This window comes from Erythrobacter sp. AP23, from assembly GCF_001542855.1.
Taxonomy (GTDB): domain Bacteria; phylum Pseudomonadota; class Alphaproteobacteria; order Sphingomonadales; family Sphingomonadaceae; genus Qipengyuania.
Genome location: NZ_LNBY01000015.1, coordinates 345,907 through 362,524, shown reverse-complemented (window position 1 = coordinate 362,524; position 16,618 = coordinate 345,907). Strand labels below are relative to the sequence as shown.

Genomic DNA, 16,618 nt, shown 5'->3' with positions numbered 1-16,618 from the left:
TTCCGGCAAATTAGGGACGGATGCGCGCCGGTTAAACCCCTTACGGGCTTAGCCGACGGATTTCTTGGGCGGGAGCGGGAAGAAGGCCGAGGTGCGCGCCTTGTACTCCGCATAACCGGGGCGCGATTTCTTCATTCCCCCTTCGAGCAGCGGCGCACCCGACCATTTGGTCAGCGTGAAAGTCAGGAAGATCGGCCCGATCACGGTCGCTGCGGCGACCCACCAGCCGGCCGAGGCGGCAGCGATCCAGATGCCCCACCACACGCAGGCATCGCCGAAATAGTTGGGATGACGAGTATAGCGCCACAGCCCCTTGTCCATCACCTCGCCCTCGTTGGCCGGATCGGCCTTGAAGCGCGCAAGCTGCCAGTCGCCCACCCATTCGAAGAAAATGCCGATGGCCCAGATCGCGAAGCCGAGCAACGCCAGGCCGCTGATCGGCGTTAGCGATCCTGCTTCGAGAATGCCATATTGCGCGGGACTGGAGACCATGAACAACAACACCGACTGGCCGAGGAAAACCTTGGTCAGTGCGGCGATCGCGAAGCGTCCCTTTTCCCGGTCCTTCTTGAGGATGCGTTTGTAGCGCTTGTCCTCCCCCTCGCGCCGCCAGCGGATGAAGAGGTAGATGGCGAGCCGCGCGCCCCAGATCACCGCCATCGCCATCAGCAGCGTGGCCAGCGGTCCGGGCTCGTAAAGCCGCAGCCAGCTGACCAGAGCCATCAGCGCCATGCCTCCGCCCCAATAGGCATCGACGAAGCTGACATCGTCGATCTGCACAGCGATCACCCACAGGACGAGCGCCATGCCCAGCAGGATCACCGCATTGGCGAACAGCGCTTCGACGATCATTTCGCATTCTCCTCGATCAGGCGCTGGGCCTGTTGTTCCAGAACCCTGAAGCGCCCGTATTCGGGCAGTTTGGAGCGCATGAAGCGGGCGATTTCAAGAAGCGTTTCGCCATAATTCCCGGTCGGCACGATCGCCGGGCCGAAGCCGAGTAGTCGTCGCTCGTTACACACCCATGCGGGCACGATCGGCACGCGGGCGGCACGCGCAATATTGTAGAATCCCGATTTCCATTCCCCGCTGGAGTTGCGCGTGCCCTCTGCGGCGACAACCAGGGCGAGATGATCGCGCCGTTCGAACTCGTCGGCGATCTGGTCCACCATGTTGGCACGCCGCGTCCGGTCGATCGGGATACCGCCCATATCGAACATGAAGTTGCGCATCACACCCTGGAACAGCGTGTGCTTGCCCATGAAATTGGGTTCCACGCCTTCCGCGGCGGTCGCGCCGATGAAGAAAACGAAATCCCAGTTCGACGTATGCGGCGCCCCCGCGATGACGAACTTGGGGATGTCGGGCAGGTGCCCGTCGAGCTTCCAGCCCCTCAAACGATAGATCGCCATGATGATCCGCCGCACGATGCGCGACAGGATCGAACGCTTGCGGCGCAGCCCGTTGGACGACAATTCTCTCTCCCCTGTAAGCCAGACCTAGCAGCTACGTTGGGGAAAGCGATAGGGATGCAGCGGTATGCCGCCGATTACATCCGGAAGACGCCGAACTGGGATTTCTCGGGAATCGGCGCCTCGAGCGTCGCGGCAAAGGCAAGGCCGAGCACATCGCGGGTCTGCACCGGATCGATCACCCCATCGTCCCACAGGCGGGCGGTGGCGTAATAGGGATTGCCCTCGTCTTCGTATTTCTGGCGGATCGGGGCCTTGAACGCCTCGGCCTCTTCTTCGCTCCAGCTGTCGGCATCGCGGTGGACTGTCGCCAGCACGCTCGCCGCCTGCTCGCCGCCCATCACGCTGATACGCGCATTGGGCCAGGTGAACAGGAAACGCGGGGAATAGGCGCGGCCCGCCATGCCGTAATTGCCCGCGCCGAAGCTGCCGCCGATCACCACGGTGATCTTGGGCACCGTTGCGGTGGCGACCGCGGTGACGAGCTTGGCGCCGTGCTTGGCGATGCCCTCCGCCTCGTATTTTCCGCCGACCATGAAGCCCGAGATATTCTGCAGGAACAGCAGCGGAATGCGCCGCTGGCAGGCGAGCTCGATGAAATGCGCGCCCTTGCGCGCGCTTTCACTGAAAAGCACACCGTTATTGGCGAGGATCGCCACCGGCATGCCCCAGATATGCGCAAAGCCGCAGATCAGCGTCGAGCCGTAATGCTGCTTGAATTCGTGGAACTCGCTGCCGTCGACCAGCCGCGCGATGATCTCCTTCACGTCGTACGGTGCGCGCACGTCCTCGGGGACGATGGCGTAGAGATCGTCGGCATCGAACTTGGGCGGGCGCGGGTCCTTGAGCGCAACGTCCTTCGCAGCCCCTGTATTCGCGCCGAGCTGGCTGACGATATCGCGCACGATAGTGAGCGCGTGCTCGTCATTCTCGGCGAGGTGATCGACCACGCCCGATTTCTTGGCATGAAGGTCGCCGCCACCTAGGTCCTCTGCGCTGATTTCCTCACCCGTCGCGGCCTTCACCAGCGGCGGTCCGGCGAGAAAAATCGTGCCCTGGTTGCGCACGATTACCGTCTCGTCGGACATGGCGGGGACATAGGCGCCGCCCGCGGTGCAGCTGCCCATCACACAGGCGATCTGCGGGATGCCCAGTGCCGACATGTTGGCCTGGTTGAAAAAGATGCGCCCGAAATGGTCGCGATCGGGGAAGACTTCCGCTTGGTGCGGCAGATTCGCCCCGCCGCTGTCGACGAGGTAGATGCACGGCAGGCGGTTCTCCTGCGCGATCTCCTGCGCGCGCAGGTGCTTCTTGACCGTCATGGGGTAGTAGGTGCCGCCCTTCACGGTGGCATCGTTGCACACGATCATCACCTGCCGGCCGGACACGCGCCCGATCCCGGCGATCATCCCCGCGCCGTTGATCTCGTCCTTGCCGTACATGCCGTTGGCGGCGAGCTGGCCGATCTCGAGGAAGGGGCTGCCCGGATCGAGCAACCGTTCCACCCGCTCGCGCGGGAGCAGCTTGCCGCGACCGACATGCCGCTCGCGGCTGCCTTCGGACCCGCCGAGCGCGGCAGCGGCGACATGCTCGCGCAACTCCTTTGCGAGCGACTTGTTATGATCGAAGCGGGCCTTGGCGTCGGGCGCCTCACGGTCGAGCGTGGAGGTGAGGGTGGGTGCGGTCACTGTTGTATTACCATTGATTTGGCTTCGAGAATGTCCCGTTGCCGTCTGTTATTTGTTGGGGGAATTGCGCTTTCAGCAGCGCGCTGGTTGGAAAGGAGCGAATAAAACTAGCCAAGGGCTTCAGCTTGCCACTCACTCTCACCGACCGATGGCCGAGCAAGCCGACGGCTTTACCAAAGCGCTGTCGTACCATTCTTATGGGTTCAGCTAGATCACTGTCGTTGCTGACAACCACAGCAACATCGAAAAGGTCGTCAAACGCATCCATAAGCAAATGTGTGCCTAGGTTGACATCAGAGCCCTTTTCTTCGGTCTTTATTACCCTTCGCGGCAGATAGTTTCCTGCATTCCAAGCAGCAGCGTCGGGCATGCTTACCTCGTGGGTCAGAAAATGACCGAAATGGAGGTCGATTTGCGGAATGGAGCGAAGAGCTCGAAAATAAGTTTCTTGTCGCTGAGGTTGAGTAGGATCATGTGGTCGCGCGCTTACCCGGGCTGTGAAGTAGCGCACTCGATCAACCTGGTTTTTCGGAAGCTGGTCAACAGCTAAAGCGTGGACATTCAACCATTTATGAGCCGACCGCTTGAGGCACGAGTAGTAAAGGTTGTACCCGTCAATGTAGACCCGAGTACGCATCCGCCCTCCTCAAAAAGCAACGGCGGCCACAAGGGCCGCCGTGCGCCACGGCACCGAAGCACCGTGGGTGATATGCTGTGTAGATAGCACGAAATTGTACAAAGTCAACGAATCGGCTTCTAACCCGCCGCCCCGATCAACTCGCGGCCGATCAGCATCCGGCGAATCTCGTTGGTACCCGCGCCGATGTCGAGCAGCTTGGCATCGCGCATGTAGCGCTCGACCGGCCAGTCGGTGGTGTAACCCGCGCCGCCCAGTGCCTGAACGCTCTCCGCCGCAACGCGGAAGGCATTCTCGCTCGCCAGCAGGATGGCACCCGCGGCATCGAACCGCGTCGTCTTGTCCGCATCGCAGCTCTTGGCCACCGCGTAGGTATAGGCGCGCGCCGATTGCAGCGCGACATACATGTCGGCGACCTTGGCCTGCATCAGCTGGAAGCTGCCCAGCGGCTTGCCGAACTGCTTGCGCTCGCGAAGGTAGGGGATGACCGTGTCGAGGCACGCCTGCATCACGCCGAGCTGGAGCCCGGCGAGCACCACGCGCTCGTAATCGAGCCCGCTCATCAGCACGCCCACGCCGCCGTTTTCGGGGCCCATGATGTTCTCTTCGGGCACGAAGCAATCGTCGAACACCAGCTCGGCGGTGGGGCTGCCGCGCATGCCGACCTTCTCGATCTTCTGGCCGATCGAGAAACCGTCGAAATCCTTCTCGATCAGGAAGGTGGTGATCCCGCGGCTGCCCGCATCGGGCGTGGTCTTGCCATAGACAACCAGCGTATCGGCATGGGTCGCGTTGGTGATCCAGAACTTGGTGCCGTTGAGCAGGTAGCCGCCCTGGACCTTTTCGGCTTTCATCTTCATCGAGACGACGTCCGACCCGGCGCTCGCCTCGCTCATCGCGAGGCTGCCGACATGTTCGCCGGAGATGAGCTTGGGCAGGTATTTCGCCTTCTGCTCGGCATTGCCCCAGCGCGCGATCTGATTGACGCACAGGTTGGAATGCGCGCCATAGCTGAGGCCGACCGATGCGCTGGCGCGGCTGACTTCCTCCACCGCAATGACATGTTCGAGATAGCCGAGACCGAGGCCGCCATCCTCCTCGCTCACAGTGATGCCGTGCAGGCCCAGCTCGCCCATGGCGGGCCACAGCTCTTCCTTGGGGAACCAGTCCTCGCGGTCGACTTTTTCGGCCAGCGGAGCGATCTGTTCGTCGGCGAAACGGCCGACGCTCTCGCGAATCATCTCGGCGCTTTCGCCGAGCTGGAAATCGAAATCGGGGGTCGCGCGCATGCTCTCTCCTTGGGGCTCCGCGAAAATTCGTATGCGGAGCGGGCCGATAGCCGAGCAAGCGGCACGGGGCAAACCCAATAGGCGGCCTCAATTGGCGGCCGGCATGCGCCGGCGGCGCTAAGTGCTTTACGCCGTGGGCGCATGGTCCTAGGCGAATGGACATCGGCATGTATCGGAAGGGTTCCATCCTGTGGCCCGGGGGCAAGGCGCCCTCGGATGCGCATTGCGACGAGGACAAGCGTCTCGCGATCCTTGCCGCGCATGGCGTGGATGCGCTGGTCGACGATCCCGAGCTGCAGGAACTCGTCGAACTCGTCGCCAAGATTTGCGCCGCGCCGATGGCGCTGGTCACCATGGTCGAGGAAGGCCGGCAGCTGTTCCTGACCCGCACCGGGATCGATGCGCGCGAAACGCCGCGTTCGACCAGCTTCTGCGCGCATGCGATGCTCGGCAGCGAAGCGATGGAAGTATGCGATGCCCACGAAGACGAGCGTTTCGCCGACAACGCCCTGGTCACCGGGCCGCCCTACATTCGCTTCTATGCCGGCCACCCGCTGATTTCGGCCGAGGGCGCACCGCTCGGCGCGCTATGCGTGATCGACACGGTGCCGCGCAGCGCCGGGCTAACCGGCTTCCAGCAGGAGAGCCTAGGCGTCCTGGCCAGGGCGGTCATGCGGCGCATTTCGCAGCGGCGGCTGGGCGAAACCGCGCAGGAAGCGGTGGCAGTGCGCGACGACTATCTCCAGCGCATGATCGACAGCGTGCCGGGGATCGCCTGGTCGGCCGACGCCTCGGGTAAGTTCGACCAGATCAATGCGCAATGGGAAGACCTGACCGGTCTCCCCAAACCCACAACGGTCGAGGACTGGCGCGCTGCGATCCACCCGGACGACTGGGACAAGGCGCTGGCGGCGTTCGAGGCCTCGCTGGAAAGCGGCCAGCCCTACGAGTACGAATGGCGCTTGAAGCTCTCCGATGGCGACTATCGCTGGATGCTCTCGCGCGCGGTCCGCATCCCGATGGGCAAGGATGCCAACCGCTGGTTCGGCACGGTGATCGACGTCGATCGCCAGCACCGGCTGTCCGAATCGCGCGACCTGCTGGCAAACGAGTTGTCGCACCGCATCAAGAACATCTTCGCCGTCGTCTCCGGCCTCGTGGCGATCCGCTCTCGCGGCAAGCCGGAAGTCGCCGATTTTGCCGCCGAACTGAACCAGACCATCCGCGCTTTGGGCGCGGCGCATGACTATGTCCGGCCCGGTCACGGGAAAGGGGGCGGCACCCTGTCGGGGCTGCTCGCCGACCTGCTGGCTCCCTATGGCACGGCAGAGCAGGAACGTTTCAGCGTAAGCGGCCCGGGGATCAAGATCGGCGCCCGCGCTGCGACGCCGCTGGCGCTCATTTTTCACGAGCTGGCGACCAATTCGGCAAAGTATGGCGCGCTCTCCTGCGCCGAGGGCCATGTCACGGTCACTGTGGAAGACGATTGCGCGGGCGGCGACGATGTGTGCGTCAACTGGGAAGAGAGTGCACGCAGCTGCGGCATTCCCGACGAAAGCGAGCGCGAAGGCTTCGGCTCGCGCCTGCTGCGCATGGCGGTCGAGGGTCAACTGGGCGGAACATTCGAGCGGACCTTCTCCGAGGAAGGGCTCGAGGTCAGGATCGTCTTCCCGCGCTCCGCGGTCGAAAGCTGATCGCGCGCTCGACTTGCCACCCCCGCCCGGCTGTGCTTTCCCCCGGGGCGTGAAACAGGGAACGTCACGATGAGACGTATCATACATGCTGCACTGGCCAGCCTTGTCCTCGCCGCCTGCGCTCCCGCCGGCCAGAGCGGTGACGAGTCCGCTGCCACGCCGGAGACCGCGCTCACTCCGACGGGCGAACCCGCGCCGGAAATCTTCTCCGCCACAGCCTGGCGCGCCGTGGCGGAAGATGGTGCGCGCTACACCACCTATCTCGATCCCGACGGCACCTATCGCGATTTGCGCAATGGCGATCCCTGGCAGACCGGCAACTGGACCTATGACGAAGGCGCACGTCCCAAAGTGCTTTGTTTCACGCCCGATGACGAAAATGCCATCGAGCGCTGCTGGGAGCCCGGCCGGATGTCCGGTGACACCATGCGGGCCGAAAGCGACGGCGGGCTGACCATCGAACTCGAGCGGGTGGATTACGAGCTGCCCGCGGAAGGGGAACCCGCCGAGGACGATTCGGAAGCGTGACGGATGCACCCGCACCGCTGCTCGAATTTTGCGACTTGCGGAAAACCTACGAGACGACTGCGGCGGTCGACGGAGTTTCGCTGGCGATCGCGCAGCGTGAATTCGTTGCGCTGGTCGGCGCTTCCGGCTCGGGCAAGTCGACACTGCTGAAGACGGTCAACCGGCTCGTCGACCCGACGACCGGTACCGTGCGGTTCGAAGGCGAAAACGTCGAGAGCCTGCCGCTCGCCGCACTGCGCCGCCGGATCGGCTATGTGTTCCAGTCGATCGGCCTGTTTCCGCACATGCGAGTGGACGAGAACATTGCCATCGGCCCGCGGCTGGTCGGCGAGAAGCTGGCGGATGGGCGGATTGCCGAGCTGCTCGAACTGGTCGATCTCGACCCCGCCCTCGCCGCGCGCATGCCCGACGAATTGTCCGGCGGGCAGCGCCAGCGCGTCGGGGTTGCGCGCGCTCTGGCCAACGAGCCGCACCTGCTGCTGATGGACGAGCCCTTCGGTGCGCTCGATCCGATTACGCGCGATGCGCTCGGCGAACGGGTGCGCGCGCTTCATGAGGAGCTGGGCCTGACCACCGTGATGGTGACACATGACATGGCCGAAGCCCTGCTGCTGGCCGACCGGGTGCTGGTGATGCATGCAGGCAGCGTCGTCGCCGACGAGACGCCGCATGCCCTGCTGGACGGTGCGGGCGGCGAGATCGCGCAGGGTCTCGTCGCCGTCCCTCGCGCGCAGGCCGACCGGCTGGCGGAGCTGGCACGGTGAACGATATCGGGATTGCGCTTCTAGGCCTCGGCGACAAGCTGGCCGCACATGTCCTGCTGTCCGCTTCCGCCATTGCGCTGGGCATCGCGGTGGCGCTGCCCCTGGCGATTTGGGCGAGCCGCTCGCCCGCCGTCGCGCGGGCGACGCTCGGTTTCGCCAGTCTCGTCCAGACGATTCCCGCGCTCGCGCTGCTGGCGCTGTTTTTCCCGATCCTGCTGAGCCTGCGCGCGGTCTTTGGCGAGGGATTGCCCACGCTCGGCTTCCTGCCTTCGCTGCTGGCGCTCTCGCTCTATGCCCTGCTGCCGATCCTGCGCAACGCGGTGACCGCGCAGGCCAATCTCGACCCGGGCGTGATCGAGGCCGCCGACGGCGTAGGGATGAGTTTCTGGCAGCGCCTGCGGTTGGTCGAAGCCCCCCTGTCCGCGCCCTATATCATGGCCGGCATCCGCACCGCCGCAGTCTGGACCATTGGCGCTGCAACGCTGTCGACCACCATCGGCCAGCCGAGCCTCGGCGATCCGATATTTGCCGGGCTGCAGACTCAGAATTGGGTGCTGGTGCTTGCCGGATGCATCGCCAGCGCCGGGCTGGCGCTGGTGGCCGATGCACTGCTCGGCATGATCGAAAAAGGGCTCGCCACGCGCCGACGCCTGTTGGCTGCCGGGGGGCTGGGCGCGGTCGTGCTCGGCATCCTGGCCGCGCTCACCGTGCAGTTCGGAAGCAGCGACGATGATCGCATCGTGATCGGCGCCAAGAGTTTCTCGGAACAGTATATCCTCGCCCGCCTGATCGGACAGCGGCTCGAGGCGGCAGGCTATTCGGTGGACTATCGCGACGGACTCGGTTCGGCAGTAGCGCATCGCGCGGTCTCGACCGGAGCGATCGACGTGCTGGTCGATTACACCGGCACGATCTGGACCAATCAGATGGAGCGGCGCGACAATCTCGACCGCGATGCCATGCTTGCCGAGATTATCGAGTGGGAAACGCGCACCAGCGGTACGCATGTCCTGGGCCGGCTGGGATTCGAGAATGCCTATGGCCTCGCCATGCCGCGTGCGAAAGCCGAGGCAGGCAGCTTCGAGAGCATCGGCGATCTCGCCGCGCGCGCTCCGCGCATGATCATCGGCGGCGATCCGGAATTTTTCGAGCGGCCCGATTGGTTCGGAGTACGCGACACCTATGGGCTGCGGTTTGCCGAGCGGCGCAATTTCTCGCCCACATTCATGTACAATGCGCTGCAATCGGGGGAGGCCGACGTGATCGGCGCCTATACTTCGGACGGGCGGATCGCGGCCGACGATTTGGTATTCCTCGACGACCCCGAGGGGGCCTTTCCCAATTACGACGCCATCGTCCTGCTCAGCCCGGAGACGGGAGCGCACGAGAGAATCGTCACCGCGCTGTCGCCGCTGGTCGGTGCGATCGATGTCGAGGCGATGCGCGCGGCCAATCTTTCGGTCGACCGCGAGGAAGATCAGCTGTCGTTCGACGAGGCCGCGCGCAGGCTGGCCCAGCGCGTCGGCCTATGACCTAGCGCGCCCGGTTCCACACCTGCGTCTGGCAGAACGGACCGATACAACCCTTTACCTCGAGCCGATCCGCTCCCTTTCGGCGGATGACCGAGCGGTAGGTCTTGCCGCTCTTGGGGTCGTAGATCGTCCCGCGCCACAGATCCGCTTCCTCGGTAAAGCCGGTCAGGATCGGCATGCCCAGGAGCTTGCGGCCGCGCTTCGCCCTGTCTTTGTTGTTGACGTCGCGCTGGTCCACCCCCTGCGGCGGGGGCACGAGGAACTTCGCAATCCGCCCGCAGGTGCTGCGCCCGCAATCGCCGATCTGGATAATCGCGTCTTTCTCGGCCGTAATCCAGCGCCCCTCGATCGGATCGGCGGCAGCAAGCGGGGTGGCGGCGAGCGACAGGGCGGCAAGGGCTAGCAGGCGTTTCATGTCTCGAATTTCCTCCGCTGGCCTTCGGGAAAGCCGGCCCCGCGCGGCCAGTCGCGCGCGGTCAATGCCATGCATTTGAACGGCTCGCCCATTGCCTCGGGCTGAACGAGACGGTCGTGCGCCGCCTTGATCTCCTCGCCGCGGGAGGGCGAAGCCTTGGCCAGCGCCTGCGCACGCAATCCGATTCCCATCGAGGTGAGCCAGGCGCCCTGCGTGGTCAACATGCTCGCCACGCCTTCGCGGCGCGCAATCGTATCGAGCGTGGCGAAATCTACATGCGCGGTGAGGTCCATCTCGCCCGGCGCGGCGAAGACATCGACTTTCTCATGCGCACGCACCGCCTGCAGCGTCGAGCCGGTGCGCGGCGCCAAATGTCCGTAATCGATAAAGAGCGCCGCCCCGCCCTGCACGTCGAGCCGCCGCGCCAGCGCCTCGACCAGCGCGGCGGCCGCCGGGCAGGTCTCGATTACCGTGCCCGGCTGCGCAGCGCGCTGCTCCTCGGGCACGGCGTCTTCCATCGGGTTCGGACCCGCGACAAAGGCAAGTTCGCCTTGTTCGAGGCCCACCATCCGTTCGCGCCAGCCCTTTTCGGTCATCGCCAGCTGGCGGATCGGCAGCGCATCGAGGAATTCATTGGCCAGCAGCAGGATCGGCCGGTCTTCGGGCAGCGTATCGAGCGTATCGTGAAATTGCGCACCGCCGAGCGCCCCACTCTGCACTTTGCGCAAGGCCGCCGAGCCTTCGACAAGGTGCACATCCGGCCGCAACCCCTGGCTCGCCATCGCGCGCAAGGCGTCCCTCGCCAGCGTCCCACGTCCCGGGCCGAGCTCGACATAGATCGCCTCTGCAGGTCGGCCCGCCCGTGTCCAGATATCCGCCAGCCACAGCCCGGCCATCTCGCCGAACATCTGGCTGACCTCGGGCGCGGTGGTGAAATCGCCGGCTGCGCCCAGCGGATCGCGCGAGCTGTAGTAACGCGCGTTGCTCTCGCCCATGTAGCGCGACACCGGCATCGGTCCGTGCTGCGCGATCAGACGGCGAAACGTCGCCGCAAGATCGGTATCCCCGCCATCGCTCATGTGGTTTGCGGATTGACTTTCGCCGCGCCGCCCACCGGTGGTTTCATCAGCGCATAGGCGATCACCACCAGGCCGATGGCGATCATCGGCAGGCTGAGCCACTGGCCGCGCGAGAGGCCGGTTTCGACCACGACATAGGCAAGGTGCGCATCGGGCTCGCGGAAGAATTCCATCAGGAAGCGGCCCAGCCCCATGCCGATGGTGAACACGCCGACCAGCAGCCCGACGCGGTAGCGCGCGCGGGTCGACCAGAACAGCGCCATCAGCACCACACCGAGCAGCAGCCCCTCGAAGCCGGCCTGATAGAGCTGGCTGGGATGGCGGGCCAGCTGGTCGGGATCGGTCGGAAAGACCATGGCAAGCGGAAAATCGCTTTCCACCGGACGGCCGTAGAGCTCGCCATTGACGAAATTTGCCAGTCGGCCGAGCATATAGGCCAGCGGGACGTTGACCGCGATGTAATCGCAGATTCGCAGCCAGTTGAGCCCACCGCGCCAGGCGACCCAGCTGATTGCGACGAGCACGCCGATCACGCCGCCATGGAAGCTCATCCCGCCTTCCCACAGCTTGAACAGATCGGCGCTGGCGAGAAGTTCGGGCTTGTAGAAGGCCGCATAGCCCAGACGCCCGCCGAGGATCACGCCAAGCGTGCAGTAGAAGAACAGATTGTCGGCATGGCGCTGCGCCATCGGCGCGCCAGGCGATTTGATCATCTTCGACAGATGCCAATAGCCGAACAATATGCCGAGCAGGTAGGCGAGCGAATAGAACCGCAACTGGAATCCGCCGATCTCGAACAGATAGGGGCGCAGCCCCAGATTCTCCCAGTAGATCGGCTCCGCGGCGCCCGATGCAGCCAGTAGTGACAGCAAGTCGTAATCCCCTTAGAGGTGTGTCCAAGGCCGCGACCGGCGACCCATCGGGGGCGGCTTTTGGCATAGCAGGGGTTTTGGGGAAAGCCTGCGTCGAGCCGCAATTCATGCGCGAGCCTCGAACACGGGGCCGTGCGCCGTATTGGAGAGGACACGAAACAACCCATGCCGACACAACTCGACAAGGACATCGACCGGATCACCAAGGCCGTGACCGCACCCGGCCAGATGTTCGAGCTGACCGAAGTCACCCGCCGCGGCGTAACCATGCCCGCATTCAAGAACGCCCCGCCCAGCGTGGTGCACTATTTTGCGTATTTCTGTAACGAGAAGAAGGACGAGGTCTTCATCGTCGACGGCGATATGCGCCTGACTTTCGGCGAGATCTGGCACGCGGCCACCCATGTGGCACATGGCCTCGCCACCGAACACGGCATCGAGAAGGGCGACCGAGTCGGGCTTGCCGCACGCAATTCGACCAACTGGATCGTCGCCTACATGGGCATCCTCATGGCCGGCGGCTGCGCGACGCTGCTCAACGGCTGGTGGACGGGCGAGGAGCTCGCTTACGGAATCGAGCTGTGCGAATGCAAGCTGGTGCTGGCCGATCCGCAGCGCGCCGCCCGACTCGAAGGTATCGAGCATCCGGCCAAGCTGGTCGTGTTCGACCATGGCACGCCGTCCGAAGGCCTCGCCCCCGTCTGGGCTGCCGGCGATACGGCGATGCAGATGCTCGGGCAGATCGGGCCGGACGACCTGGCGACCATTCTCTATACATCGGGTTCGACCGGCCATCCCAAGGGCGCCTATTCGGACCATCTCGGCGTGGTTTCGGGCACGATGAACTATGTCTGCCAGACCGCGATGATCCTGCAGTTGCTGACCGAGCGCGGCGAAGCGCCGACCGTGCAGCCCAGCGCGCTGGTGGCGGTGCCGCTGTTCCACGTTACCGGTGAGGTCCCGCTGTTCCTGCAAAGCTTCGCCATGGGGCGCAAGCTGGTGCTGATGCCCAAATGGGATGCCACCGAAGCCCTGCGCCTGCTCGAGAAGGAACAGATCACCTATTTCGTCGGCGTCCCACTGATGAGCTACGAGATTGCGGTCCATCCCGAGCGCGAAAAATACGATCTCTCGCAGTGCAAGACCTTTGCCGGCGGCGGGGCCGCGCGCCCGATCGAGCATGTGAAGAAGATCAAGGATGCCTTCCAGGACGGTTATCCCGTCCTCGGATATGGCCTCACCGAAACCAACGGCGTGGGCGCGGGCAATCTCAACGAGAACTACCTCGCCAAGCCAAGCAGCACCGGCATGCCCTCGTTGCCGCTGGTCGACATGGCGATCCTCGACGATGACGGGAAGAAGATGGAACAGGGCAAGGTCGGCGAGGTCTCGATCCGCTCGGTCTGCAACTTCCTCGGTTACTGGAAGAACGAAGAGGCCACCAAGGCCGCCTATTCCGACGATGCCTATTTCCGCACCGGCGATCTCGGCTATCTCGACGAGGACAATTACCTCTTCATCGTCGATCGCAAGAAGGACATCATCATCCGCGGCGGTGAGAACATCTCCTGCATAGAAGTGGAAGAGGCGATCTATGCGCATCCGAAGGTGGCCGAATGCTCGGTCTTCGGCCTGCCCGACGAACGCTTCGGCGAGATTCCCGCTGCGGTCTACTATCTGCACCCGGGCGAAAGCCTGTCGGCCGAGGAACTGCAGGACTTCCTGCGCGAACATATCGCTGCGTTCAAAATTCCTTCGCTGATGTGGCAGAGCGAAGAGCAGCTGCCGCGCCTCGGAACGCAAAAGGTCGACAAGCGCACGGTCAAGGCCAATTACGCCAAGGAGCACCAGGCCGCTTGAGCGCAATCCGAGTCCCCCGACAGCGCGCGATCATCGACAGGCGCAAGCTTGCCTCCGCGATCGAAGCGCTGGTCGGGGAGCATGGCGACAAGGCACGTCCGCATGTGGTGAAATTGCTCAAGGCCGCGCTCGACTCAGGGCGTGCCGAGCTTGAACGCAGGCTGGAGGAAAGGCCTTCGGCCGGACACGAGAATGCGGGCGGCTTCGCCTTCCTCATCGACCAGTTGATCCGCGTGATCCACGATCATGCGACCACCCATCTCTATCCCGCCGCCAACCGCTCGCAGGCAGAGCGGCTCGCGGTCATGGCGGTGGGGGGATACGGCCGCGCGGAAATGTCGCCGCATTCGGATGTCGACATCGCTTTCCTTGTCGGGGGAAAGAAAACCGCCTGGTGCGAGCAGGTGGTCGAGGCGATGCTCTATATGCTGTGGGACCTCGGGCTAAAGGTCGGCCATTCCACACGCACGCTCGACGAGGCGATGCGCCTGTCCAAGAGCGACCTCACGATCCGCACGTCGCTGCTCGAAGGGCGCTACGTCTGGGGGGACCAGGAGCTTTTCGACGAGGGATCGCGGCGTTTCACCATGGAAGTGGTACGCGGGAACGAGCGTGCGTTCGTCACCGAAAAGCTGGCCGAACGCAATGCAAGGCACGTTCGCATGGGCGATAGCCGCTATGTAGTCGAACCCAATGTCAAGGACGGCAAAGGCGGCCTGCGCGACCTCCATACGCTCTACTGGATCGGCAAGTTCATCCACCGGGTGCGCACGGCATCCGAACTGGTCGATGTCGGCCTGTTCACGCGGGCCGAATATCGCAGCTTCCGACGCGCGGAGAACTTCCTCCTCGCGGTGCGCAGCCACATGCATGTCCTCACCGGCCGGGCCGAGGATCGGCTGACGTTCGACCTCCAGCGGCGTATCGCCGAACGGATGAATTTCGCCGAGCGCCCCGGCAAGAGTGCGGTCGAGCGCTTCATGCAGTTCTATTTCCTGCAGGCCAAGCGCGTCGGCTCGCTTACCGGGGTGTTCCTCGCGCATATCGACGAGCAGTTCGAGGCCAGGACGGCGCGCCGCGGTTTCTTTGCCGGGTGGAAAGCCAAGGCACGGCAACTCAAGGGATATCGCGTGCATGCCGGCAAGATCGGCGCCCCTTCCGACGACTGGTTCAAGCGAAACCCGGTTCGGCTCATCGAAATCTTCCAGCTGGCCGAGGCCGAAGGGCTTGAAATTCATCCCGAAACCATGCGCCAGGCGAACCGCGACTGCGGGCTGATCGACCATTCGATCCGCGAGGACGAACGCGCCAATGCGCTGTTCCTCGACCTGCTGTGCGGCCGCAACGATCCCGAAATGGTGTTGCGCTGGATGAACGAGGCGGGTGTGTTCGGGAAATTCGTTCCCGATTTCGGCAAGGTCAACGCGCAGATGCAGTTCGACATGTACCACCACTATACGGTGGACGAGCACACCATCCGCGCGATCGGATTGCTCAACAAGATCGAGAAGGGCGAACTGGCGGACGATCACCCGCGCGCCACGCGGCTGATCCACAAGGTCAATTCGCGCCGCGTCGCCTATGTCGCTGTGCTGCTCCACGACATCGCCAAGGGGCGCGGGGGCGATCATTCGGTGCTGGGCGCCGAGGTCGCGGAAGAACTGTGCCCGCGCTTCGGCCTGACCGAAAGCGAGACCGAGATGGTCGCCTGGCTGGTGCTCAACCATTTGCTGATGAGCCATACGGCGCAAAAGCGCGACCTGACCGATCCCAAGACGATCGAGGATTTCGTCGCGCAGGTGCAGAGCCAGGAACGCCTGCGTCATCTCGCGATCCTGACCGCAGTCGATATCCGCGCGGTCGGACCGGGCACGTGGAACAGCTGGAAGGGCCAGCTACTGGGCGAACTTTACGACGTTTCCAGCGAACGGCTGCGGCTCGGCCATATGCGCCACGGGCGCGGCCAGAAGATCGCGCATAAGCAGGCAGAGGTGGTCGAGATCCTCGGCGACGAGGCTGCGCTGGTCGAAGACCTCGCAAAGACCATGGGCGACGCCTATTGGATCGCCGAGCCGAGCGACATCATCGCGCTCAATCTCGTGCATTACGCGGCCGCGCGCGAGCAGGAACACGAGCTGTCGATCCACTGCGAATATTACGAGGCACGCGGCGCGACACTGGTGACGGTGATCGCCGCGGACCACCCCGGCCTGTTCTACCGCATCGCTGGGGGAATCCATCTTGCCGGCGGCAACATCATCGACGCGCGGATCCACACGACGCGCACTGGCTGGGCGCTCGACAATTTCCTCGTCCAGGACCCGCATGGCGAGCCCTTTGCCGAAGCGGGCCAGCTCGCACGGCTCGAGAAGAGCATCGCCGACGCGCTTTCGAATACCGTCGACCTCGCGCCCCGTCTAGCCCAACGCCCGCTGGCGCACAGCCGGGCGCGCGCCTTCGATGTCGCTCCGCGCGTGCTGTTCGACAACAAGGCCTCCAACAAGTTCACCGTGATCGAGGTGAATGCGCGCGATCGCCCCGCATTGCTCAATCGGCTTGCGCGCGCGCTGTTCGAAAGCCGACTGGTAGTGCATTCCGCGCATGTCACCAATTACGGCGAGCGCGCGGCCGACACTTTCTACGTGACCGACCTCACCGGCGGAAAGCTCGAGCCGGGCGAGCGCATGAACCGTATCGAGGCGCGGTTGATGGAAGCCGCCAGCGACGCGATGCAGGACCGGCTCGAGAACGCGTAATTAGTCGTCCTACCGCTTCGCTACTTGAGTGC

The 16,618-nt window shown here is 64.1% G+C and carries 14 protein-coding genes; 6 read left to right on the top strand and 8 right to left on the bottom strand.

The annotated features are described in order from the left end of the window. Nucleotides 1-48 precede the first annotated feature (48 nt). The 5 genes from ASS64_RS08525 to ASS64_RS08505 all read right to left on the bottom strand — a co-directional run bounded on the left by ASS64_RS08525 (nt 49) and on the right by ASS64_RS08505 (nt 5,086). Nucleotides 49-852: a DUF1295 domain-containing protein gene (locus tag ASS64_RS08525; RefSeq protein ID WP_067692695.1), complete on the bottom strand. Its 804-nt coding sequence runs from the start codon at nt 850-852 to the stop codon at nt 49-51. Beyond that, nucleotides 849-1,475: a 1-acyl-sn-glycerol-3-phosphate acyltransferase gene (locus ASS64_RS08520; protein ID WP_234002360.1), complete on the bottom strand. Its 627-nt coding sequence runs from the start codon at nt 1,473-1,475 to the stop codon at nt 849-851. Before ASS64_RS08520 ends, ASS64_RS08525 begins: the two co-directional genes overlap by 4 nt. A 74-nt stretch (nt 1,476-1,549) precedes the next feature. Further along, a complete protein-coding gene (locus tag ASS64_RS08515; protein ID WP_067692693.1) occupies nt 1,550-3,160 on the bottom strand; it encodes a carboxyl transferase domain-containing protein in 1,611 nt (536 codons plus the stop codon). A gap of 7 nt (nt 3,161-3,167) precedes the next feature. Next, complete coding sequence (locus ASS64_RS16395) at nt 3,168-3,797, bottom strand: NYN domain-containing protein (protein WP_083508246.1); 630 nt, start codon at nt 3,795-3,797, stop codon at nt 3,168-3,170. Between the two features lie 119 nt (nt 3,798-3,916). Then, on the bottom strand, nt 3,917-5,086 hold the full coding sequence (locus ASS64_RS08505; RefSeq protein ID WP_067692688.1) for an acyl-CoA dehydrogenase family protein: 1,170 nt from the start codon (nt 5,084-5,086) through the stop codon (nt 3,917-3,919). 167 nt (nt 5,087-5,253) lie between these two features. Here ASS64_RS08505 and ASS64_RS08500 point away from each other — a divergent pair, with 167 nt between their 5' ends. From ASS64_RS08500 to ASS64_RS08485, 4 genes are all read left to right on the top strand, one after another. Beyond that, complete coding sequence (locus ASS64_RS08500) at nt 5,254-6,780, top strand: sensor histidine kinase (RefSeq protein WP_067693144.1); 1,527 nt, start codon at nt 5,254-5,256, stop codon at nt 6,778-6,780. A 69-nt stretch (nt 6,781-6,849) separates the two neighbouring features. Next, the gene (locus ASS64_RS08495) at nt 6,850-7,308 is read left to right on the top strand and encodes a hypothetical protein (protein WP_067692681.1); all 459 of its coding nucleotides are present in this window, start codon (nt 6,850-6,852) and stop codon (nt 7,306-7,308) included. Beyond that, nucleotides 7,305-8,072: an ATP-binding cassette domain-containing protein gene (locus ASS64_RS08490; RefSeq protein WP_067692679.1), complete on the top strand. Its 768-nt coding sequence runs from the start codon at nt 7,305-7,307 to the stop codon at nt 8,070-8,072. The genes ASS64_RS08495 and ASS64_RS08490 overlap by 4 nt, the downstream gene beginning before the upstream one ends. Beyond that, the gene (locus tag ASS64_RS08485) at nt 8,069-9,604 is read left to right on the top strand and encodes an ABC transporter permease/substrate-binding protein (protein WP_067692677.1); all 1,536 of its coding nucleotides are present in this window, start codon (nt 8,069-8,071) and stop codon (nt 9,602-9,604) included. Before ASS64_RS08490 ends, ASS64_RS08485 begins: the two co-directional genes overlap by 4 nt. 1 nt (nt 9,605) lies before the next feature. On the opposite strand, the gene ASS64_RS08480 is transcribed toward ASS64_RS08485, so the two are convergent. The 3 genes from ASS64_RS08480 to lgt are packed head-to-tail and all read right to left on the bottom strand — an operon-like array spanning nt 9,606 to nt 11,970. After that, nucleotides 9,606-10,019 (bottom strand): DUF2147 domain-containing protein, encoded by a 414-nt coding sequence (locus ASS64_RS08480; RefSeq protein WP_067692675.1) that lies wholly within the window; start codon nt 10,017-10,019, stop codon nt 9,606-9,608. Next, entirely contained in the window at nt 10,016-11,098 is a 1,083-nt protein-coding gene (locus tag ASS64_RS08475; protein WP_067692672.1) for a class I SAM-dependent methyltransferase, read from the bottom strand. The genes ASS64_RS08480 and ASS64_RS08475 overlap by 4 nt, the downstream gene beginning before the upstream one ends. Next, entirely contained in the window at nt 11,095-11,970 is an 876-nt protein-coding gene (lgt, locus tag ASS64_RS08470; RefSeq protein WP_067692670.1) for a prolipoprotein diacylglyceryl transferase, read from the bottom strand. Before lgt ends, ASS64_RS08475 begins: the two co-directional genes overlap by 4 nt. Before the next feature lie 165 nt (nt 11,971-12,135). Between lgt and ASS64_RS08465 the strand changes: the two genes are divergently transcribed. Then, on the top strand, nt 12,136-13,830 hold the full coding sequence (locus ASS64_RS08465) for a class I adenylate-forming enzyme family protein (RefSeq protein WP_067692667.1): 1,695 nt from the start codon (nt 12,136-12,138) through the stop codon (nt 13,828-13,830). Further along, complete coding sequence (locus ASS64_RS08460) at nt 13,827-16,586, top strand: [protein-PII] uridylyltransferase (RefSeq protein WP_067692664.1); 2,760 nt, start codon at nt 13,827-13,829, stop codon at nt 16,584-16,586. The genes ASS64_RS08465 and ASS64_RS08460 overlap by 4 nt, the downstream gene beginning before the upstream one ends. Nucleotides 16,587-16,618: the final 32 nt, after the last annotated feature.